Source organism: Facklamia sp. 7083-14-GEN3, from assembly GCF_024742075.1.
Taxonomy (GTDB): domain Bacteria; phylum Bacillota; class Bacilli; order Lactobacillales; family Aerococcaceae; genus Facklamia.
In genome coordinates this window covers 228,032-251,127 of sequence record NZ_JANSGD010000002.1, presented here as the reverse complement: position 1 = coordinate 251,127, position 23,096 = coordinate 228,032, and the positions used below count along the sequence as shown (strand labels likewise).

Below are 23,096 nucleotides of genomic sequence, written 5' to 3'. Positions count from 1 at the left end.
AAATTGATTAAAATGCCCATTCCCCTTTACGGAAGATTGGTGTAACAGTACCATCTGCTGCAATTCCATCAACATCCATTTCCGCATTTCCTACCATAAAGTCCACGTGAACATTCGAGCGGTTAAGTCCCACTTCTTTTAGCTCTTCTTGACTCATTTTTGCACCGTTTCTTACTGAGGTAGCATAGGCTTGTCCTAATGCGATATGATTAGAAGCATTTTCGTCAAATAGAGTATTAAAGAAGATAATGCCCGATTGAGAAATTGGTGATTGATGCGGAACAAGTGCTACTTCACCTAAGGAATCAGAACCCTCATTTTCCTTTACCAGTTGACGTAAGGTTTCTTCACCTTCTTTGGCTGATACTTCGGTAACTTTACCGTCTTTGAAAGTGAATTTCATTCCATCAATTACAGTGCCACCATAAGCTAGTGGTTTAGAAGAAGAAATATAGCCCTCTGCACGTCTTGAATCTGGAGCAGTAAAGACTTCTTCTGTAGGCATGTTAGCAATAAAGACTTCGCCTTTTTCATTAAGTGATCCGGCACTTTCCCAGACATGGTTTTTAGGTAAGCCGACAGTGAAATCAGTTCCAGGTCCTGTATAATGCAACTGGTCGAATTGTTGTTCATTTAGGAAGCGCGCTTTTTCGCTAAGACGTTCTTCGTGTTCATCCCAAGCTTTAATTGGATCTTCTTCATAGATACGAGTTGTTTTGAAGATTTGATCCCATAAAGCATCAACTTGTTCTTCGGAAGTTTTTAGTTCAGGGAACACAAGAGCTGCCCATTCTTTACCTGCACCTGCAACAACCAACCATGAAACAAGATTTGATTGTGTCGCAATACGTACATCTTTCATAGCTTGAGATGAAGCACGGTTTGCTGCATTTATTTTTGCAGGGTCAATTCCTTTAAGAACATTTGGATCACTTGAACGTAGTGAGATGCGTTTAGCTCTTTTTTCTACAAAGTAATTGCCTTCCTCAACCTTAAATTGTGGAATATCGGTCAGTGTTTCTTCAGATTGATGAGTAAAATGAAGACGAGTTAATGCGTCGTCTGCCCAATTTACTTTAACAAATTTAGCACCTGCTTTATAAGCAGCTTCAGTCACTAAGCGAACTAATGGAGCTTGGTCAAGGTCAGCGAAAATTAAAATATAATCTTCTTTACTAACCGCAATTCCTTTATTGACGATTAAGTTTGCATATTTTTCAAGAAGTTGATCAAAGTTTTTTAAAGCCATAGCATACCTCTTTCCTTATTGATTTATTTTTTCAGCAATACCATCAGCTAAAGCTTGAAGACGTTCAATGTCCTCACCTTCGGCATTTAAATTAATTTTACATGATGGACCACCCGCTTGAGCGCCTACCTTTAAAAATTGCTTTTCAAAGTGATCGACAGCACCACAAAAGACTTCATAGTAAGTATCGCCTGAACCAAAAACGCCAAAGACTTTATCTGATAAATCTAACTCACCCAGATCTTCATAAAAATCGAGCATTTCGTCAGGTAGTACGCCATCGACTCCGTATGTATAAGAGCCAATTAATACAGCATCATATTCTAAAAAATCTTCTGCATCTGCTTGCATGACTTCAACCACATCAGTAGTAATACCATGTGTTTCAAGACGCTCAGCAATAATATCAGCCATTTCTTCGGTGTTTCCAGTAAGACTTGCAAAAATGATTAATGCCTCTGCCATTATATTCCCCCTTAAGGTTAAGTTGTTTAAACCTTGAGTTATTATATCAAATTTCGTAACAATTGTGGAACTCAATTCCTATGGTGCAACTAATAAGAGTAAATTTAGGAAGAAATTATGAAGATTGAATATAGCTAGATTTGTTATGCTATAATTAATCAGAATATTATTAAGATTAGGATGGAGGCTATGTATGTCAATCTTAGTAACAGGTGGAACAGGATATATAGGCAGTCACACAGTCATTGAACTATTAAATGATGCTCAAGAAGTAATCGTTGTAGATAATTTTTCAAATTCAAAACCAGAGGTTTTAAATCGCATTCAAACAATCACCGGTAAAAAAGTGACCTTTTATCAAAAAAACATTGAAGATAAGCAGGCAATGGATCAAATTTTTAAAAATCACTCTGTTGATTTAGTCATTCATTTTGCTGGCTATAAAGCTGTTGGTGAATCCGTTGAACAACCATTAAAGTACTATCATAATAACCTTAGTGGTACGATTGCCTTGCTCGAAGTCATGCAAGAAAACCAAGTGAAAAACATTATTTTCTCATCCTCAGCAACTGTATATGGCGAAACTCATAAAGCGCCATTTGATGAATCAATGCCGACAGGTGAGGCCAGTAATCCTTATGGCTATACAAAATTAGTCTTAGAAAAAATATTGCAAGACTTATCGCGCTCAGATTCAGAGTGGTCAGTGACTCTATTACGTTATTTTAATCCTATCGGAGCACATCATTCTGGCTTGATTGGTGAAGATCCTCAGGGGATTCCTAACAATTTAATGCCTTATATCACTCAAGTAGCAATCGGCAAGCGCCGTGAATTGCAAGTGTTTGGTAATGATTATCCAACACACGATGGAACAGGTGTGCGCGATTATATTCATGTAGTAGATCTTGCTCAAGGCCATCAAAAAGCGATTAGCCACAATCTAAAAAATAAGGGAGTAGCAATATTTAATTTGGGAACCGGTCAAGGTTATTCTGTCCTAGATTTGATTCATACATTTGAAGAAGCCAACCAAGTTCATATACCTTATCAAATTGTGGATCGTCGGTCAGGGGATATCGCAATTGCTTATGCCAATTCTGAGAGGGCTAATAAAGAGCTAAATTGGAAGGCTCAAAAAGACTTATATGCTATGTGCTTAGATTCTTGGAATTGGCAAAAAAAGAACCCAGAGGGTTTTTAATGATAATTTGAATGGAGGAAGCAAATGTTTCCAGAACAGAAAACAGACAAACGTCCTTTTTTTTCAAAAAGACTTTTGGTCTTTTTTCTTGTGATGATTCTTTTAGTTTTTTCTAGTTTTCTTTTTTTCGGCTATCTTAATAATCTAAAAGACTCTTTCCAAACTACCTTTGTACAGGACTCTTCTGAATGGCAACACTACAGTATTGGACAAGAACTATTAGAAAATAAAGGCAAGTCTTTTAGTGAACTAGCCAAAGATGGTATCGAGCTCTTAGTTTTGAGTTATGATTATAGCCAAACAGGGCGGATTGGCGAGAAAAGAATTACTGAATTAACTTATTATGTATGGGATTATAATCAAGAAAAGATCGTGCAAGTCAATATCGATCCACAATTAGACTTATTTATATCAGATTCTCAAGCTCCAAAAACCATCAGAGAGTATGGTTTAAAGCAAGGAGAATTAGCCTTAGTTGAACAATTGACGAAATCATACAATTTACCCATTGATTTTTTAATTATCTTAGATTTAGATAGTTTAGAAGAAGTTGCAAAAATTAATGCTAATGGAGTGTTATTTGAAGATATTATTATTGAGAATTTACCAGCTCAAAAGAGAAGTCAACTTATGGCTGATAATTTAATGGATTATCGTCACTTCTTAAAACTAGCCAAAGAATTAAATCAAACGGATTATTTTGTGAAAAGTAACATTAGTTTCGATCATTTTTTAAAATTTATTCTCTACTATAATCTTCAAAAGGGTCAAAAACCAGAAACACTTAATCTATCTGGCACCCAAACAAGAAATGAAAGAGAAATATTGTTAGAATCCCTTAATTTTAGTCAGTAGGAGATCAAATAAGGAGGAAGCTTTTGCAAGAAATTAGAATCTTACATATAATGTCTTCTTTTGGAGGAGGCATTTCTACATTTATTAATAACTTGGCCAAAGGAGCTAGCAATCAAAAGATAGTTTTTGATGTAGTTACCTATAGTCAAGTTCCTGATCACTTTAAACAGACAATTGAAGCAACAGGGGGTCAGGTTTATTTTCTGAAGAATCCCAAAAAAACTTCTTGGCAATCCTTTAAGAAAAGCTTTGCTAAAGCTTTTCAAGATAATGAATATCAAGTAGTTTATAGTCATATTGCAGGTTACCGATCAATCGTTTATTATTATTTAGCGCATCAATTACAAAAAGGTAAGAAATTTGATTTCTATATTCATGGCCATTACCGTTATGACAAAAATCCATCTTTTAAAAATAAATTGTTGCAAGTTTTTGATACGCAAGTTAATAGGAGATTGTCTCGCTTGCCTATTGGATGCTCAAGCCTTTCTATTCAGGAATTGTTTGGCTTGAAGGTTGGCGAATCTTCAATCGTAATTCCTAATAGTATTGAACCTGATGATTTCCTATTAGCTACTGAAGAAAGGCTAGCAGCACATAAATACTGGCAAAGTAAATTTATTGAGAAAAGCGATCAAAGCTTGGTAATTGGACAAGTGGGACGTTTAACAGCAGTTAAAAATCACCTTTTGACCTTGGAGATCATAGCATACAGTAAAAAACAAGACCATCCTTTGCAATTAGTGATTGCTGGAGAGGGTGAAGATCGCGCTTTCTTAGAAGAAGAAGTAAAGAAAAAAGAAATCAAAGACCAAGTTTTCTTTGCTGGCCGGATTAGTCCAGTTGCTAATTTATTAGCCGGTATCGATCTATTAATTATGCCCTCTTTTTCGGAAGGTTTTGGAACGGTGGCTATTGAAGCGCAAGCGATAGGTATTCCCGTGATTGCCAGTGATCAAATAAGTAAAGAGGTGGACTTGGGTTTGGGGTTAATCCAATTTCTGTCTTTGGAGTGTGAACCAAAAGACTGGTATCAAACCATGATTGATGTTTATAATCAGAGCTTAAATAAAATTCCTAGTGATGAAGACCGTTTTAGAAGAATAAAAAATAAATCTTTCACTAATGAAGAAGCAGCCAAGCTGTATCGTCAAGTTTTAGATGATCAAGTGAGTCATTTTCAAATAGATTCGAGGTAATATATGAAATATTTTTTAAAAAGATTAATGGGCTTTTCCTTAGGCCCCATTATTGGGGCGTTAATATCATTGATTCAAATCCGCATTTTGACTCAGATATTAGTAGCTGATCAATATGGTGTTTCAGGATTGTATCGTAACTTAATCTTAAATATTCCCAATTTCCTATACATTGGCCTCGATCAAGCTTTTTCTCGCGAATTTCATCAAGCTGTATCTAAAAAGCACCTTTTTCAACAAGCAATAATTATTCCAATCGGTATGGGGATTGTCTTGTCTTTTGTAATGCTTATTTTTAATCAGACCATTGCGAACTGGTTATTTAGCGATGCAAATGCAGGTTACATAGTGATTTGGAGTGCTATTCTTCTTATATCAATGATAGTTGAACGATTTGTACTCATTTCTATTCGAATGCAAGAAAAGGCTAAAGAATATTCTGGTTTTACTATTTTACTAAAGAGCTTAATTTTTGCAGTTTCTTTGGCCATGATTGCTTTGGGAATTCGTGATTTTCGCGTAGTGGTTTTCGGGATGATCTTTGGCCAACTTTTAGGGGATAGTCTTCTTTTTTTACGTTATAGAGAGTTATTAGCATGGAAAGATTTTGTTTTCGATTATGACCTTATAAAAAAGCTGCTGGCTTTTGGTTTTCCACTCATGGTGGCAATGTCTCTCAACTCAGTGCTTAATACAATTGATAGTCTAATGCTCCGATCTTTTTCTACAAAAAAAGAATTAGGGTTTTATGCCGCGGGTATCGCAATTGTTAATATGATTGGTATTCTAAAAACAGCCTTCGCAACTTTTTGGGTTCCTACTGCTTATCGATGGCATGATGAAGGCAAGTCAATGAAGCATTATAAGTTTATATCAGATGCGGTTCTTTTTATTTTAACGGGTATCTTTTTTGGAATCCTTGTTTTTCGTCCTGTGATAATGATGATTTTAGGGGAAGACTATGGTTCTGTTCAGTATATTCTTGGTTTGCTCTGTTTTCCTCATATAATGTATACACTTTCTGAAACAACGACACTGGGAATTGTGTTTTCACGCAAGACCTATTTTAATACATTGGTTTCTTTATTAGCTTTGATTCCTAGTTTTTTTATTAACCTTTGGCTTACTCCAAAATGGGGGGCTCTTGGAGCAGCTACCGCATCATCTGGAGCATACATCATGTTTTATCTAGCTAGAACTTACTTTTCTAGTCGGACAGGGTTTTATTTCAATCAAAGCAAACATCTCTTGTCCATTTGTATTATGTTTATCGCTGCTTTTATTAATACTAAAGATTACGCTTATCGCTTGTCTATAACCTTTGGTTTAGCCTTGATTTGTCTTATTATTCAGTTTTCTACCATTCGAGATGGCTATCAAATCTGGCGACAACCTGAGAAGTGGGATTTTAATTAATTGGTTGAACAGAAAGAGAAAGAAAGGAGTGTCCCATGTTTATATATTGTTTACTTTTAGTCATGAGTGTTTTTTTAGGTTCACAAATTCTAGCTGTTGAAACACCAGTTGCTCAAATTACGCTTTATCGAATTCTTTCTCTTTTTTCTGTTTTGATTCTTGCTTGGCAAATTTTACATAAAGATCGAAAACTAATATTGGTTATTCCCTCTATGGCTACACGTATGCTTTTATGCTTTTTAGCTTGGTGGTTAATCGCATTAACAACAGGTCTTTGGGCAGAGAGTTTCAAAGATTGGCTTCAAGTCTCCTTTTTAATGACGGTCGGTATGGCATCAATTGTAGCTGTCTATTTTTGGGTGGATACAAAAAGACAATGGTTTCGTCTGGCTCAAGCTATGTGGGGGATGATGACAGCCTTAGTATTTTGGGGCTATATCGAAATTATTGCTAATTTCTATTTATTTGCTGATATGGCCAAATTAGATAAATACGGAACTTTCGATTCTCAACCATGGACTCGAATTCCAATCACCTTTTTTGCCAATCAAAATGACTACGCTACTTTACTCTTAGCTTATATTACCCTTTGTATGGTTTTATACTATTACAGTCGAAGATATTGGCAAAGGATCTTCTTATTAGTGATGTTTGTTTTAACCACATTTTTGATTTTTCAAAGTGGATCAAGAATGTCCTTAATATGTTTAATTCTTTTTATCAGCTTGAATCTAATCCGTAATTTCAAGCTAGATCTTTTCCAAGGGAAAAGACTTTATATAATGATTGCTTTTTTTATTTCTATGATGTTAATTCCACCCATACGTGAAAAAGTCTTTGAAGTGATTTTTCTAGGTGGTCCACAAGCAGGCTTATCAGGTGATACTAAGCGAATGAATATCTGGCGAAATGGATTGCTATATTTGACCCAAACCTTAGGGTTGGGAGTAGGGTCGGGTAATATCGAGTATTGGGCTACAATAAGGCCTTTCTGGCCAACCAACGAAATAACCAATATGCATAATTGGTGGCTTGAAATTTTAGTTTCTAACGGCATTCTTTCACTTCTACTCTATCTATGGGCATATATTGGAATGCTAAGACGATTAGAGTATATTGCTAGAGTGAAGAGACAAGCCGCAAATATACAAAGCAATGTTTCCTTTACATTCTATAGTTTTTTAATTATTTTTATCTTAGCAAGTATAACTAGCGCAAATAATATGTTGATTGAATGGCATTGGGTATTTTTTGCGTTAATAATAAGTTGGGTTAAAATAATCGATAAAAATGAGCAAATACTAGATTTCAAAAATAAAAGGAGAATAGGAATATGAGTTTAGCTACAGTTTTTTACGAGCTATACCGTTTTATAAAAAATAATTTTAGAAGAATTATTTTTGGGTCAATTATTACCTCGCTATTAGTTGTAGGGGGAAGGTATGTTGTTAATCGGATAATAAATAGTGATAAAATCGAGTCTTATAATTATCTAGCTCATGCCTATCAACAAGAGCCCGCTTCATTTCAGGTGATTGTGACAATGGAAGATGGCAGTCTCTTTTCAACAGCAGCTGTCTTTGATGATTATTTTTCGACGCCGGCTGTTGTAAAACAGATAGAAGCAGAAACTGATACTGAGTTTGAGAAATGGCTTCAAGCGGAAAAAGATCTTGAAATGTATAAGACAAACACCTTCCGAGGAGGGCTTGCAGGAATTCGTGATGCAGCTTCAAATGTTATTACTTTAAGATTTTTAGTCGGGAAAAATGCTGAAGAAAACTTAAAGATAGCTAATGCTTACGCTGAATTATTAGAAAAACAAGAATTGCCGTTTCTCGGTAAAAATACTGTCTCAATCATTCGCTCACCAGAAATTGGAGAGATGATTCCAATTGATTTAACTGAAGAAGTTCCTAGTAAGGAAACTTTGACACCGTTTCAAACCAAAGAAGCGAAAGGAAGTATTATCTATGGCGTATTGGGACTTTTTTTAGGCGCAATTTTATCGTTTGTTTGGAATATGATTGCACATTATCGAAAACATAAAATAGGCTATGCTTTTGATTATACATGGGGGATTAACGACTTACATTTTATCTATAACCGTCAGGACGATCGAGCAATTTTAGAAAAATTAATTCAAACTCCTAATAATAGTCAGAGAGTGATTCTTAGACAGCAAAAGCACCAGGAAGCTAATGTTCAAGAATTGATAACTTCTGAAGGTAATAAATATGGAGTGCAAGCCACTAACATAGCCAGTCTTAGCACAGACCTATCACCTAATGAAATTGTTATTATCTTGGATGCTAATATCACTGATAAAAAGTGGTATATTAACCAACGCCAATTAGCAGAGCTTTATCCAGCAAGAGTAAAAATTATTCAAATTATTTAAGGAGAATTTTGGGATGACTTTAGAAACAGAATTAGTTTCGATAATAACCCCTGTTTATAACGCGGAAAGATTTTTGAAAAAAACTGTGGAAAGTGTGATTGGGCAAAGCTACCAGAATTGGGAATGGTTGTTAGTAAATGATTGCTCAGATGATTCTAGTGTGAGCATTATTCAACAATTTGCTCAAGAAGACAGTCGCATTCAATTAATTAATTTATCAATAAATTCTGGGGCTGCAGTGGCAAGAAACAAAGGACTTGAAATGGCAAAAGGAAGATATATCGCATTTATTGATAGCGATGATGTCTGGGAGTTTAGCAAGCTAGAGAAGCAATTAGCTTTTATGCAAAAAGAAGAACGATCCTTTACCTACACTAATTTTTCCTTAATTGATGAAAAAGGAGAAACGCTTAAAGAATTGGTAGAATTACCGGACCACTTAGGGTATAGTGGACTTTTGAAAAACACAGCGATTGCTTGCTCTACGGTAATGATTGATCGCAAAAAAATAGGTGACTTTAGAATGCCTTTGGTGCGCAAGGGACAGGATACAGCAACATGGCTAATGTTAATGCGCGAACGAAAAGTCGAAGCCTATGCTCTAAATGAGGTGCTTAATCACTATCGCCAAGTTTCAGGCTCTATTTCTTCCAATAAGCTCTCAGCTTTGAAGCGAACATGGTATACTTATCGACATTTAGAAAAGTTACCTCTGTATAAGTGTTTGTATTACTTTAGTCATTATGTTTTTCAAGCAATCAAAAGACGGTTATAATTTAGTAGATAATTATATTATAAGACAACTTAATCAATGTTAGGAGACAATAATGAACATTTATCAAAATTTACTTGAAGGTAAAACAAAATTAGCAGTAGTAGGTCTAGGGTATGTAGGTATGCCCATTGCTATTGAATTCGCAAAGCATGTTGAGACAATCGGTTATGATAATAACGTCCATAAGGTGGAACAGTATTTGGAAGGGAAAGATCCGACGCTTGAAGTAGGCGATGAAGCAGTTAAGAATACAAAATTAGCTTTCACCTATGACCAAAGTAGGCTAAAAGAAGCGAACTTTATTATTGTTGCTGTTCCAACACCGATTAATCAAGATAAGACACCTAATTTAGATCCAGTTATTTCAGCCACAAGAACTGTAGGTAAAAACATGTCCAAAGGGACTTTAGTTGCTTATGAGTCAACAGTCTATCCTGGGGTTACCGAGGAAATGTGTATCGCGGAGCTTGAAGAAAGTTCTGGCTTAGTCCATGGTGTAGATTTTTGGGTAGGTTATTCTCCTGAAAGAATTAATCCAGGAGATAAAGTCCACACGTTACCAACCATTAAAAAGATCGTTTCTGCTACAACTGAAGATGCTTTAGATACAATGGCTAAAGTTTATGAATTAGTTATAGAAGCAGGGGTTCATCGTGCACCAAGTATTAAAGTGGCTGAAGCTGCTAAAGTTGTTGAAAATAGTCAAAGAGATATTAACATCGCATTTATGAATGAGTTGGCTCTCGTTTTTGATCGAATGGAAATTGATTCGCAAGATGTTATTGATGCCATGAATACTAAATGGAATGCTTTAGGTTTCACACCAGGACTGGTTGGAGGACACTGCATTGGTGTTGACCCATACTATTTTGTTTACGAGGCAGAAAACTTGGGCTATCATAGTCAGATTATTCTTTCTGGTCGCCAAATAAATGATCAAATGGGAGAGTTTATTGGTGATAAGTTAATTAAGCTTATGGTTAAGGCCGGTAAAAAGGTAACAGACTCTAAAATCGTTATTTTAGGTCTAACTTTTAAAGAACATACACCAGATACGCGTAATTCAAAAGTTGCCGATATTATTAATTATTTAAGAACTTTCGATATTGAGCCTGTTGTAGTAGATCCGTGGGCCGAATCAAGTGATGCCAAAGCAGAATATGATGTCGATTTAACAGACTTTAATCAAGTTCAGGATGCAGATGCTGTAATTTTTGCAGTAGCCCATAAAGAGTTTCGAGAGCTTGATAATACCAGCATTGAAAAATTGTTTAATGCCAAATTATCACCTGAAGAAAGAGTTTTAATGGATGTCAAAAGCGTAGTAGATGCTGCTTATTTTAAGAAAGCAGGATATAGTTTTTGGCGCTTATAAAAAAAATCAACTCTCAAACATTTTATCTATTTGGATAGAAAGTTTGAGAGTTTCCTTACATCGTTTAATTATCAAAAAGCTATCCATCAGAATTTTTAATCATTTGAAAAAATATGAGGTGATTAAAATGAACATTAAGAAAATTTTCTTAATATTCTCTCTTCTACTTATTTTTCCTTTTGACCAAGCACTGGCTTTAACTAAATATAATTTGCCAGCAATTAGTCAAATCAAAGCGATAAAATCTAATGCTAGTATAGATGAATTAATTGATTTGCTTCCTGAAGATGCAAATATAGTTGATCCTTATCTATTTTTAGTGAACCCTAGCAATCCCAACAACAATCAGGTTGATGTTGATTTAGTCACCTCTATTGAAGGAATCCCATATGCTGCTAGTATCGAAGAAAAACTTAATCAGATGTTGCAAGCGGGTTTAGAAAATGACTACCAATTTACTATTATTTCAGGCTATCGCTCGACAGATCAACAAGCAGGATTAGAAAGTTCTAGAAAACAGGCTTTAATGGCTGTTGGTTATAGTGAATCGGAAGCTATACATTTAACCAATTTATATACAGCACCTGCTAATGCTACTGAGCACATGACGGGTCTTGCTATTGATATATTGGGTCAAGATTGGACGAGTATAGGTGGAGGCTTAACTGAAAATTATAGTGAATCAGGATCGGCCCAATGGTTAGAAGAAAATGCAGCCAAATATGGTTTTATTTTAAGATATCCTCAAAATAAGTCAGAAATAACCACTTTTAATTTTGAACCATGGCACTTTCGCTATGTAGGGCAATTAAATGCACAATTTATAATGGAACATGGACTTACTCTTGAAGAATACCTAGCGCTTATTGAAGAACGTGATAAACGGGAAAAAAGCGAGAAAATAAGACAAGCTGCTAAAAACCAAGCGGTTAATGAAGCGCGAGAGTGGTTAGAAGAACAAAAGAAAACGATTGATGAGCTGTTTAATAATGAATCCTTTAATAAAAAAGATCATGACTAGATAGTCATGATCTTTTTATATAGAAAATGCATGGTAAATTAAGTTAACAATTCCTGCTGAAATCATAATTACAATAGGGTTGGCTTTGAACTTATTGAGCAATAGCATTGCTATTATAAAAATAATCAACATTAACCAATTAGGGTCCATCCAAACGACCGTCTCATTTTGCCAAATTGCGTTAACAAAAATTGATAGTCCTGAGCTAGCTATTAAAGCAATCACTATGGGTCTAAGGATAAAAAGAGTATCTTGGATCAAACTCAATTTTTGATAACGGTGATAGAGGTAGGCTAAGAAAGTAACAATAACAATAGAAGGGAGGGTACACCCGATTGTAGCAACTATTGCGCCACTGACACCTCCAATTTGCGTGCCAATAAAAGTAGAAGCATTAATAGCAATTGGTCCGGGAGTCATTTGTGAGATTGTAATCAGATGACTAAATTCTTCCAGAGATAGCCAATGTTCTTGATGAACGACCAAATCTTCTATTAAAGGCAAAGCAGCATATCCACCACCAAATGAAAGTAAGCCAATATTCAAAAAAGTTACAAATAATTCCCAATATATCAAGTAATCACCTCTTTAAATAAGAATAAATAAAGCCGCCACATAACGAAATAAGAATTAGCCATGAAATCGGAAAGTTAAAATAGCTAACTAAGATAAGTGCGAATATAAAAATCAGAATCAAATACTTTTCTTTTTGTTTAATAAGATCTTTGATCATTGTATAAACAACAGAAGCGATAACAGCCGCAACTCCTGCCTGCATACCTTCTAACATCCAGGCTACCCATTGGTTTTCAATAAAAACCTGATAGAAATGCGCAATAATAGAGATAATTGCAAAGGGAGGAAGAATAGTCGCAAAAACAGTGGTGAGAACACCTAGCCATCCTGCTAATTGATAGCCCACAATAACCGCAGCATTAATAGCAATTGCCCCAGGTGAAGATTGGGCGATAGCGATTAAATCAAGCATTTGATTTTCTTCAAACCAAAGGTAGTCATCAACAAATTGTTTTTTCATAAGACTTACAATTACATAACCTCCACCAAAGGTAAAAGCGCTTAATAGAAAAGTTACTCGAAATAATTTGATATAAAATTTTAGTTCTTTTTGCAAAGGATCACTCCTAATAGTTGCTAATAAAATTAGACAATTCAAATTATAGAGAGAAAAGAGAAAAATGTAAACCTGAGCTTAAGTATGACAAAAGTAGCTATAAGGCCTATAATAAGATAGAAAAAGGTTGAGAGGAGAGTTGAAATGAAAAAGTTAGGAATTGTAGTAAATCCCATTGCAGGAATGGGAGGACGAGTAGGGTTAAAGGGTACGGATGGTAAGGAGGTTTTGAATGAGGCTATTAAAAGAGGGGCTAATCCTGAGGCACCTATAAAAGCTTTAAAAGCACTCAAAGAATTAAATCCACTTAAAGAAGAATTAATTGTCTATGTCGCTTCTGGCAAGATGGGCGAAGATGTAGTGAAAGAAACAGAATTAAATTATGAAGTGATTCATCAAATTGATGGAGAGAGTAGTGCGAAGGATACCATTCAATTAGTTGAAAAACTGCAAGAGCGTGGGGTAGATTTAATACTGTTTGCAGGAGGCGATGGAACAGCTCGTGATATTGCTTCAGTCACTCAACTCGCTATTCCAACGGTTGGAATCCCAGCGGGAGTTAAAATTCACTCCCCTGTTTATGCAGTGACACCTGAACATGCGGGAAAGTTAGCTTTGAGATATTTGAAAGATAAGGAATTGTCTTTAAAAGATGAAGAAGTTATCGATATTGAGGAGGATGCTTTTCGGCGTGACGAAATTATTACAAAAGTTTATGGTTATCTGAGCGTTCCTTATGATGAAAGTCATTTGCAAAACTTAAAATCACCTACCCCTCAATCTGATGAAGCAGCAAGAGTTTCTGTAGCGCTTGATATTATAGATAGAATGGAAGAAAATGTCTTCTATATAATTGGATCTGGTTCAACAGTCGCACCTGTAATGTTAGAGTTAGGTTTAGATCCAACATTATTAGGTGTGGATATCATACGAAATAAAAAAATTGTAAAAAAAGATGTATACGAACAAGAAATTCTAGATATTATTGGAGATCAACCAGCTAAATTAATTGTTACACCGATGGGTGGACAAGGGTATCTTTTTGGTCGAGGGAATCATCAATTATCTGACAAAGTCCTTGCCAAGTTAGATAAAGAAGATATTATAATCGTTGCAACCCCTGGAAAATTAAATACCTTGAAGGGACAACCGCTTTTAGTTTATACAGGTAACCGTGAAGTTGATGAAAAATTAGCAGGTTATCATAAAGTCTTACTAGGTTATCATAACTCCAGAATGTATAAAGTGACTGCAATTTAGAAAAAAGATAAAGTTTTGTGAAAAAAACTTAAAACAGCCAAGTGATTGTCGATATATTAACAACAACTTTTGTATATCGAACAGCGGTTGTGAAAAGTATAACTAACTTTCTTTGTTGATATTATAAACAAATTTAGTGTTTAGTTGCTTGAGGGTGTTTGTGAAAACATCCGGTTACAAGGCAAAAATGCAATTTTTTAAAAACAGTCTGCAAAATGTAAGAGTTTCCTATTGTTTTATGGTATGATGAGAGATGCATAGAGATACTATGTGATTTATCTAAAGGGGGAAAAGATTTTAATGAAGACAGATATTCAAATCGCACAGGAAGCTAAATTGCAACCAATTGAAGATGTGGCTGCAAAGTTAGGGATTTCTAATGATGTATTAGAGCCTTACGGTAAAACAAAAGCTAAAATCGATTTTACTAAATTAGATATGGATAATAAGGACTTAGGAAAATTAGTTCTTGTTACTGCAATCACTCCAACTCCTGCTGGTGAAGGTAAAACTACTACTTCAATCGGCTTGGCAGATGGAATGACTAAGATCGGTAAGAAAACAGCAGTTGCTTTACGTGAGCCTTCATTAGGACCAGTATTTGGTATTAAAGGTGGAGCTGCTGGTGGTGGATACGCACAAGTTGTTCCTATGGAAGATATTAACTTACACTTTACTGGAGATTTCCACGCGATTGGAGCAGCAACTAACTTAATCGCTGCCTTATTAGATAACCACATTCACCATGGTAATGAATTAGATATTGATACCAATCGTATTGTATGGCGTCGTGTTGTTGACATGAACGACCGTCAATTACGTAATATTGTAAATGGATTAGGTCGTCGTGTTGATGGTGTGACACGTGAAGATGGTTACGACATCGTTGTAGCTTCTGAAGTAATGGCAGCATTCTGTTTATCTAACAATTTACAAGAATTGAAAGAAAAATTAGGTAATATGATTGTTGCTTACACTCGCAAAGATAATAAGCCAGTTACTGTTAAAGATATTAACGGTGCCGGAGCAGCAACTGCTTTACTTAAAGATGCAATCAAGCCAAACATTGTACAAACATTAGAAGGAACACCAGCTTTTGTACACGGTGGACCATTTGCTAATATTGCTCACGGATGTAACTCTATTATTGCTACTAAATTAGCAATGAATTATGCAGATTACACAATTACTGAAGCTGGTTTCGGTGCGGACTTAGGTGCTGAGAAATTCTTAGACATCAAATGTCGTCAAGCTGGAATTGCTCCTTCAGCCGTTGTAATCGTAGCGACAATTCGTGCTTTGAAGATGCATGGTGGAGTTGACAAGAAAGAATTAGGACCAGAAAACGTAGATGCTTTACGTAAAGGTATGCCTAACTTAATGCGTCACATTAACAATATTAAGAATGTATTCGGGTTAAACCCAGTAGTTGCGATCAACGCATTCCCAACTGATACAGATGCTGAGATTGAAGCATTACGTGAAGAATGTGAAAAAGAAGGCGTTAAAGTTGTTCTTTCTACTCACTTCTCTGATGGAGGCGAAGGTGCAACTGAATTAGCCAAAGCTGTCGTTGAAGCATCTGAAAAAGAAAGCAACTTCAAATTTGCCTATGATGTAGAAGATTCTATTGAAGATAAACTTGAAACGTTAGTAACCAAAATTTATGGTGGTGCAAAAGTTGAATTTACTTCAGTAGCTAAGAAGAAAATTAAGCAATTCACTGAGCAAGGCCACGGTAACCTACCAATTTGTATGGCGAAAACTCAATATTCATTCTCTGACGATCCTAAATTACTTGGGGCTCCAGAAGGATTCACTGTTACTATCCGTGATTTAACCGTTTCAGCTGGTGCAGGCTTCATTGTTGCTATGACAGGTGATATCATGAAGATGCCTGGATTACCAAAAGAACCAGCTGCTAACCGTATTGATGTTGATGAAAAAGGTAACATCGAAGGATTATTCTAAAAAGAATAGATTCTAAGATAAAATTAATAGTCGAGCGAGTAAATTTTTGCTCGTTCGATTTTTACAGTGTATCGAATAGAAAAGGGAGGATCTTATGGGTAAGATTTTAGATGGTAAAGAAGTTGGAAAAGCTATTCGCGAGCGTACTCGTCAAGAAGCAGAAGCTTTAAGAGAAAAAGGGATTGTCCCTAAATTAGTTGTATTACGTGTCGATGAAAATCCTTCTTCCATGGCTTATGAAAAAAACGCTATGAAAGTAATGGAAAAATGCGGAATCGAAGCTGAAGCTCGTACTGAATTAGATGCAAAAACAACTGAAGATGTATTAAAAATTATTGACGAATTAAATGAAGATAAATCTGTATCAGGCGTTATCATTATGCAACCATTCCCAGAAGGAATTGAACGTGCAGAAATTGCAGAACGTTTAAATCCTTATAAAGACGTAGATGCTTTAAACCCAGTGAACTTAGGGAAACTAATTAATAATGATCCAACTGCAATGGCCCCTTCTACAGCACAAGCTTGTATCGAAATTCTTGATTACTATAATTATGAATTAGAAGGTGCAGAAGTTAGTGTCATTGGGTCATCGCCAGTTGTTGGTAAGCCATTAGCTGTTATGTTATCAAATCGTAATGCAACAGTTTCAAATACACATGTTTATACTAAAGATAATACAATCCACACTACTTTAGCTGATATTGTGGTCTCTGCTACTGGAGCTCTTGGGCTTGTTGGACCTGATTATATTAAAGAAGGCGCAACAGTTATCGATGTCGGATTTGGCTATAAAGATGGTAAGGCAACTGGAGATGTTCGCTTTGATGAAGTTGAGCCTAAAGCAAGTGCCATCACTCCTGTTCCAGGTGGTGTTGGTTCTGTAACAACTGGTGTTCTAGCTTCACAAGTTGTCAAGGGTGCTAAGCTTCTTAATGGTTTAGAATAGGAGCGAGTAATGAAAGAATTAAAAGTCACAGAATTTATTAACAAATTAGCTTCTAATGAGCCAACTCCTGGTGGAGGGGCTGCAGCTGGGGTTACAGCTGGATTGGGTATTGGGGCTATTTTGATGGCTATGATTTTCTCGCAAAGTGATAAATTATCTGAAGAAGATCAAACTTTTCTTGCTGAAAAAATTGAAGAGTTTGAAAAAAGTAAAGAAATTTTTATAAATATTATTGATCGTGATGCCACAGAATTTGAACCGCTTTCTAAAGCGTATGGTATGCCAAGATCAACTGACGTAGAAAAACAAGTGCGTAATGAAGCCATCCAAAGCGGATTGGTCATTGCTTCTCAACCTCCAGTTGACTTGATTTCAGAAGTTAGTCAAATTGTTGAAGGATTTGATAAAGTTATCCCTTTAATTAAAAAAATCATCATTTCAGATGTGGGTGTAGGTCTTCAAATGTTAAGATCGGCTGTCCAAGCTTCTTCTTTAAATCTTTATATTAATGGTGGACAACTCAAAGATAAAGAAAAACAAGAAGAATATTATGATTTGGCTAATAAAAAAGTTGCTGAATTGTCCTCTCAATTAGATGAATACTACGCACAAGTCAAAGATATTTTAATCAAGTAAAGCGAAGGAGATAATATAATGACAAACGTTCAATTAGATGAAAACGGATTGAAAAAAACACCTATGTATGACTATTACATCGAAAAAGGTTGTAAGATTACAGATTTCGGTGGATGGGGATTACCAATTCAAATCACAAAAATAGCTGAAGAACATGAAGCTGTTCGTAATGCAGTTGGTTTATTTGACGCTTCTCATATGGGAGAAGTTCGCGTTAAATCAGCTAAGATGAATGCTTATGACTGGTGGAACGGTTTAATCACGAATGACGTAAATAAAGCTACGTATAATGGAAAAGCTCAATATACCGCTGTATGTAAAGAAGATGGTGGTATGTTAGATGATTTAATTTACTATCGTCGTAATGATGATGAATTTGTTGCAACTCCAAACGGCTCTAACCGTGAAAAGATTGTTAAATGGATGAATGATCATAACCAAGATGGTCAAGTTGAAATCACAGATGAAACTTATGACTGGGGCTTAATTGCAGTTCAAGGACCAAATGCTGAAGAACTATTGGCTCGCATTACAGATACTAACTTGAAAGAAATTGAATACTATTCTTACAAACAAGACCAAGTAGTAGCTGGTTTTGAACGTGTTCAAATTTCACGTACTGGTTACACTGGTGAAGAAGGTTTCGAACTATATATTCCAGCTGAGCATATGGTTGAGATTTGGAAGAAATTAGTTGAAGAAGGGCAAGACTTAGGTGTTAAAGAGTGTGCGCTTGGTGCACGTGATACTTTACGTCTTGAAGCTGGTCTACCATTATATGGCAATGACTTCGATGAGAGTGTCAACCCAATTGCTGGCGGAATTGCTTTTGCAGTGCCAAAAGCTAAAGAAGCAGATTACATCGGTAAAGAAGCGATTGCTGCTTACCGTGCTGGTGATAAAAAAGAAGCTTCTCGTGGATTCAAGATTGATGGTAAACAAATCGCTCGTCATGGTATGGAAGTTAAAAATCATGAAGGTGAAGTAATTGGTGTTGTAACTTCGGGAACTAAATCCCCTACATTGGGATATCCTTTAGGATTTGTACGTGTTGACACAGATTATAAAGTTGGCGATAAAGTAATTATCGATATCCGTGGCAAAGAAATTGAAGCAGAATTAACTAAGAAAGATTGGTTAACTGCTAGTAAGTAAATTTAACTTAAAGTAGTTTCATTTTTGTTAAATGTTTGATAAAATGAGCACATAAAACAATTTAAGAAAAGGGGTCATTAATAATGTCACAAGTATTTTTTACAGAAGAACACGAATTCATTGAAATTTTAGCAGCTAACAAAGCACGTGTAGGTATCACTGCATTTGCTGCAGAACAATTAGGAGATATCGTTCACGTTGAACTACCAGAAGTTGACGATGAATTCGACGCTGAGGAAGAAATCGCTACAGTAGAATCAGTTAAATCAGTTTCTGAAGTATACGCGCCTTTCGCAGGAAAAGTTGTAGCAGTTAACGAAGAATTAGAAGATGCACCAGAATTAGTTAACGAAGATGCTCAAGGTAAAGGATGGTTCTTCGAAATCGAAACTGAAGAAGACATCGACACATCAGAATTCTTAACTGAAGAGCCAGCTGAATAATCATAAATTTTAAAGGTTTATTTATTAGAGTGACTCTATGTCACTCTAATATTTAAGTTTAAAATGCTATTAATTTAAAAAGTACGAATTAAAGAAAAAATAGATTAAGGAGCAGATCATGGCAAATTTTAGATATTTACCTAACACAGACCAAGACCGCCAAGCAATGCTAGAAACAATTGGCGTTAAAGATATTATGGATATCTTCTCTGACTTGCCTGAAAATGTACGTCGTACAGGTAAAATGAACTTACCTGAACCACTTTCTGAATTGGAAATCGTTAAAGAACTGACTAGAATGTCGGCTCTAAACACTTCATCCAGTCAAATGCCTTTTTTCTTAGGTGCTGGAACGTATGACCACCATGTACCTTCGATTGTTAATCATATTATTATGCGTCAAGAGTTCTTGACAGCCTATGTTCCGTACCAACCTGAAGTATCTCAGGGTGAATTGCAAGCATTATTTGAATGGCAGACAATGATTGCCGAATTAACCGGTATGGATTTAGCGAATTGTGGTATGTATGATGGTTATAATTCTGTTTCAGAAGCAGCTAACCTTGCATTCAATCATGTTAAGAAATCTAAAAAAGTATTAGTCTCTAAAGGGTTAAACCCACAAGCAATTGAAACGGTTAAAACTTACGGTTTTGGTAAAGAATACGATGTTGAAGAAATAGCACTTGAAAATGAAGTCACAAGTCTTGAAGATTTAAAAGCTAAATTAGATGCTGAAGTAGCGGCAGTTATTGTTCAATATCCAAACTTCTTTGGATCGGTTGAAGATTTAAAAGCAATTAAGTCAGCTTTAGAAGGAACAAAAACATTGTTAATTGTTTCTGCTAACCCATTAGCTCTTGCTAAACTAGAAAAACCAGGTGCTTTAGGAGCGGATATTACAGTTGGAGATGTTCAGCCTTTCGGTATTCCAATGTCTTTAGGTGGGCCTCACTGTGGTTACTTTGCCGTTAATGACAAATTAATGCGTAAGATTCCTTCACGTATTGTTGGGGAAACAGTAGATGAAGAAGGTAGACGTGGATTCGTTATGACCCTTTCTACACGTGAACAACACATTCGTCGTGAAAAGGCAACTTCTAACTATTCTTCAAACCAAGCCTTATTCGCTTTAGCATCATCTATTGCTATGTCCGCATACGGTAAGGTAGGCATTCAAGAATTAGCACAGGCTAATATCAATAATACACATTATCTTGCTAAAGAATTAAAAGCAGCAGGTTTTGAAGTCCTTAACACTAAACCTTTCTTCAACGAGTTTGTTATCAAATTAAATAAAGACGTACGTCAAGTTAATAAAGACTTATTTGAAAAAGGATTTGTTGGTGGCTTTGATGCTTCAAAAGCAATGGGTGTTGACAATGCCTATCTACTTTGTGTAACTGAAAAACGTACTAAAGAAGAAATGGATAAATTTGTAACTGCTTTAGCGGAGGTGGCAAAATAATGATCTTACAAGATTATGATAAAATGATTTTTGAAATTTCACAAGAAGGACATACAGCTTATGATTTGCCAGTTTCTGAAGTTGAAGAATACGACTTATTATCGGAATTAGGTGAATATGCACGTCAAGAACCTGCGCGTTTACCTGAAGCTTCTGAATTACAAATTGTACGTCATTATACTGCGCTTTCAAACCGTAACTTTGGTATTGAATCAGGTCCTTATCCTTTAGGATCATGTACAATGAAATACAATCCAAAAATTAACGAAGATGTGGCTGCTATGGATGGATTTGCAAATATTCATCCATTACAAGATCCAGATACTATTCAAGGCGCTTTGCAATTAATGTATGAATTGCAAGAATACTTGAAAGAGGTCACTCAATTCCCAGCTTTAACTTTACAGCCAGCTGCAGGAGCTCAAGGAGAATTAGCAGCGATTCTAGCTTTTAAAGCATATTTTGAGTCTATTGGAGAACTAGAGCAACGTCGTGTTATTTTAATTCCTGACTCAGCTCACGGTACAAACCCAGCAACAGCTATGGTAGCTGGTTTTGAAACAGTTGAGCTACCCTCAACTCCGGAAGGAATTATTGATGTTGAAGCAGTTCGTGCTGCTGTAGGACCAAATATTGCCGGTATCATGATTACTAACCCTTCAACAGCTGGTCTGTTTGAAAAAGACGCTAAGGAAATTGTTGATCTTGTTCATGAGGCAGGCGGTTTAGCATATTACGATGGTGCTAACTTGAACGCTATCATGGGATTAACTTCTCCAGGCGCAATGGGATTTGACGCTTGTCACTTAAACTTACATAAGACCTTTACTGGACCTCACGGTGGTGGAGGACCAGGTTCAGGACCAATTGGTGTCGTAGATAAATTAGCGCCATTTATTCCTGGACCAAACGTAGTTAAAAATGGAGATAAATATGAACTTGAAACTCCTGAGAAATCTTATGGTCGAATCAAAGGAAACTTTGGTAACTTTGGAGTGAATGTCCGTGCTTATACTTACATTCGTGCAATGGGTGCTGAGGGCTTACGTCGTGCTTCTGAAGATGCGGTTCTTAACGCTAATTATTTACGAGTACGTGTTAATGAATACTTTGATGCACCATTCCCTAACTTCAACAAGAACGACTTTGTATTAGACTTAAGTCGTCATAAGAAAGATTATGGAGTAACAGCTAAAGATGTTGGTAAACGTTTATTAGACTTTGGAATTCACGCACCAACTACATATTTCCCATTACATGTTCCAGAATGTTTAATGGTTGAGCCGACTGAAACAGAGTCTAAAGCAGATTTAGATTATGTAGCAGATATCTTGATTAAGATTAATCAAGAGGCTATTGACAATCCTGAAATTGTTCAAACTGCACCACATAATACACCAGTAAGACGATTGGATGAGGCAGGAGCTTCTCGTAAACCAGTACTAAAATATACTTTTGAGAATCATGAATCAGATGCTGCAGAAGTAGAATAAAAGAAATTAAATCAACTGATCTCGGTCAGTTGATTTTTTTGTGAAAATAATTTAGAATTGTAAACTGTAACAGTTTCAATTTAACGTCATTCATTGCTAAATAAAATTATTAGGAGGTGGCTTGTCCATGAAAACTAAAAAAGATATTGAATCAGAAATAAATCAACTCTTAGAAATAATGAAGAAAGATAAAGTTCGTGTAACTCCTCAGCGACGAGCCATCTTGAAGATAATCTTGACAAAAGTTAAACATCCAAGTGTCGAAGAAATTTACCAACAAGTTCAACAAGAATATCCACAAATGAGTTTAGCAACAGTCTATAATAATGTTCGTGCCTTTGTGAGTGCAGGTATTATACAAGAATTAAATATCGATGAAAAAACAAAGCACTATGATATTAATGTACAACCTCATGGACATACAATTTGCGAGTCCTGTGGAAAAATTGAAGATGTTTTTATGAATCAATTCAATGATTTATACAGCGAAATACAAGAATTAGATAAATTTAACGTGAAATCAATGGAAGTTTCTTTTTATGGATTGTGTCAAGAATGTTGTGAAAAAATAGAAAATAACTAAAAAAAAGCCAACTTGCTTAGCAAGTTGGCTTTTTAGTTTAGTTAAA

22 protein-coding genes are annotated in these 23,096 nt (G+C 35.6%); 18 read left to right on the top strand and 4 right to left on the bottom strand.

All coding sequences use genetic code 11. The features are described from left to right. Positions 1-7: 7 nt before the first annotated feature. Together NW240_RS05800 and NW240_RS05795 are read right to left on the bottom strand one after the other, a co-directional pair. Positions 8-1,249, bottom strand: a complete 1,242-nt coding sequence (locus NW240_RS05800) for an aminopeptidase (RefSeq protein WP_258436558.1) — start codon at positions 1,247-1,249, stop codon at positions 8-10. 15 nt (positions 1,250-1,264) lie between these two features. Then, a complete protein-coding gene (locus tag NW240_RS05795) occupies positions 1,265-1,714 on the bottom strand; it encodes a flavodoxin (protein WP_258436557.1) in 450 nt (149 codons plus the stop codon). Between the two features lie 193 nt (positions 1,715-1,907). Between NW240_RS05795 and galE the strand changes: the two genes are divergently transcribed. From galE to NW240_RS05750, 9 genes are all read left to right on the top strand, one after another. Then, the gene (galE, locus tag NW240_RS05790; RefSeq protein ID WP_258436556.1) at positions 1,908-2,918 is read left to right on the top strand and encodes a UDP-glucose 4-epimerase GalE; all 1,011 of its coding nucleotides are present in this window, start codon (positions 1,908-1,910) and stop codon (positions 2,916-2,918) included. A gap of 24 nt (positions 2,919-2,942) precedes the next feature. Next, entirely contained in the window at positions 2,943-3,773 is an 831-nt protein-coding gene (locus NW240_RS05785; protein WP_258436555.1) for a hypothetical protein, read from the top strand. Positions 3,774-3,796: 23 nt separating this feature from the next. Next, positions 3,797-4,972, top strand: a complete 1,176-nt coding sequence (locus tag NW240_RS05780) for a glycosyltransferase (protein ID WP_258436554.1) — start codon at positions 3,797-3,799, stop codon at positions 4,970-4,972. A gap of 3 nt (positions 4,973-4,975) precedes the next feature. After that, positions 4,976-6,388 carry a lipopolysaccharide biosynthesis protein gene (locus tag NW240_RS05775; RefSeq protein WP_258436553.1) on the top strand — a complete coding sequence of 471 codons (1,413 nt, stop codon included), beginning with the start codon at positions 4,976-4,978 and terminating at the stop codon, positions 6,386-6,388. A gap of 62 nt (positions 6,389-6,450) precedes the next feature. Next, on the top strand, positions 6,451-7,725 hold the full coding sequence (locus NW240_RS05770; protein WP_258436552.1) for an O-antigen ligase: 1,275 nt from the start codon (positions 6,451-6,453) through the stop codon (positions 7,723-7,725). Beyond that, the gene (locus NW240_RS05765; RefSeq protein WP_258436551.1) at positions 7,722-8,789 is read left to right on the top strand and encodes a hypothetical protein; all 1,068 of its coding nucleotides are present in this window, start codon (positions 7,722-7,724) and stop codon (positions 8,787-8,789) included. Before NW240_RS05770 ends, NW240_RS05765 begins: the two co-directional genes overlap by 4 nt. Before the next feature lie 13 nt (positions 8,790-8,802). Further along, positions 8,803-9,564 (top strand): glycosyltransferase family 2 protein, encoded by a 762-nt coding sequence (locus NW240_RS05760; protein WP_258436550.1) that lies wholly within the window; start codon positions 8,803-8,805, stop codon positions 9,562-9,564. Between the two features lie 52 nt (positions 9,565-9,616). Further along, complete coding sequence (locus NW240_RS05755) at positions 9,617-10,939, top strand: nucleotide sugar dehydrogenase (RefSeq protein WP_258436549.1); 1,323 nt, start codon at positions 9,617-9,619, stop codon at positions 10,937-10,939. 127 nt (positions 10,940-11,066) lie between these two features. After that, positions 11,067-11,960 (top strand): D-alanyl-D-alanine carboxypeptidase family protein, encoded by an 894-nt coding sequence (locus tag NW240_RS05750; protein WP_258436548.1) that lies wholly within the window; start codon positions 11,067-11,069, stop codon positions 11,958-11,960. A gap of 15 nt (positions 11,961-11,975) precedes the next feature. Here the strand turns inward: NW240_RS05750 and NW240_RS05745 are convergent, their stop codons facing one another. Next, positions 11,976-12,536 carry a chromate transporter gene (locus NW240_RS05745; RefSeq protein ID WP_258436547.1) on the bottom strand — a complete coding sequence of 187 codons (561 nt, stop codon included), beginning with the start codon at positions 12,534-12,536 and terminating at the stop codon, positions 11,976-11,978. A gap of 4 nt (positions 12,537-12,540) precedes the next feature. Next, positions 12,541-13,092: a chromate transporter gene (locus tag NW240_RS05740; RefSeq protein ID WP_258436546.1), complete on the bottom strand. Its 552-nt coding sequence runs from the start codon at positions 13,090-13,092 to the stop codon at positions 12,541-12,543. 144 nt (positions 13,093-13,236) lie between these two features. On the opposite strand from NW240_RS05740, the gene NW240_RS05735 reads away from it, so the two are divergent. The 9 genes from NW240_RS05735 (at position 13,237) to NW240_RS05695 (ending at position 23,050) form a co-directional block, all read left to right on the top strand. After that, the gene (locus NW240_RS05735; protein WP_258436545.1) at positions 13,237-14,352 is read left to right on the top strand and encodes an ATP-NAD kinase family protein; all 1,116 of its coding nucleotides are present in this window, start codon (positions 13,237-13,239) and stop codon (positions 14,350-14,352) included. A 300-nt stretch (positions 14,353-14,652) separates the two neighbouring features. After that, positions 14,653-16,323, top strand: coding sequence for a formate--tetrahydrofolate ligase (locus tag NW240_RS05730; protein WP_258436544.1), 1,671 nt, complete (start codon positions 14,653-14,655; stop codon positions 16,321-16,323). A gap of 94 nt (positions 16,324-16,417) precedes the next feature. Beyond that, positions 16,418-17,272: a bifunctional 5,10-methylenetetrahydrofolate dehydrogenase/5,10-methenyltetrahydrofolate cyclohydrolase gene (locus NW240_RS05725; protein ID WP_258436543.1), complete on the top strand. Its 855-nt coding sequence runs from the start codon at positions 16,418-16,420 to the stop codon at positions 17,270-17,272. 9 nt (positions 17,273-17,281) lie between these two features. Next, complete coding sequence (locus NW240_RS05720) at positions 17,282-17,908, top strand: cyclodeaminase/cyclohydrolase family protein (RefSeq protein ID WP_258436542.1); 627 nt, start codon at positions 17,282-17,284, stop codon at positions 17,906-17,908. An 18-nt stretch (positions 17,909-17,926) separates the two neighbouring features. Further along, on the top strand, positions 17,927-19,063 hold the full coding sequence (gcvT, locus tag NW240_RS05715; protein WP_258436541.1) for a glycine cleavage system aminomethyltransferase GcvT: 1,137 nt from the start codon (positions 17,927-17,929) through the stop codon (positions 19,061-19,063). Between the two features lie 83 nt (positions 19,064-19,146). After that, a complete protein-coding gene (gcvH, locus tag NW240_RS05710) occupies positions 19,147-19,506 on the top strand; it encodes a glycine cleavage system protein GcvH (RefSeq protein ID WP_258436540.1) in 360 nt (119 codons plus the stop codon). 118 nt (positions 19,507-19,624) lie between these two features. Then, positions 19,625-20,974, top strand: a complete 1,350-nt coding sequence (gene gcvPA / locus NW240_RS05705) for an aminomethyl-transferring glycine dehydrogenase subunit GcvPA (protein WP_258436539.1) — start codon at positions 19,625-19,627, stop codon at positions 20,972-20,974. Beyond that, entirely contained in the window at positions 20,974-22,467 is a 1,494-nt protein-coding gene (gene gcvPB / locus NW240_RS05700) for an aminomethyl-transferring glycine dehydrogenase subunit GcvPB (protein WP_258436538.1), read from the top strand. The genes gcvPA and gcvPB overlap by 1 nt, the downstream gene beginning before the upstream one ends. A 127-nt stretch (positions 22,468-22,594) precedes the next feature. Then, a complete protein-coding gene (locus tag NW240_RS05695; RefSeq protein WP_258436603.1) occupies positions 22,595-23,050 on the top strand; it encodes a Fur family transcriptional regulator in 456 nt (151 codons plus the stop codon). Positions 23,051-23,096: the final 46 nt, after the last annotated feature.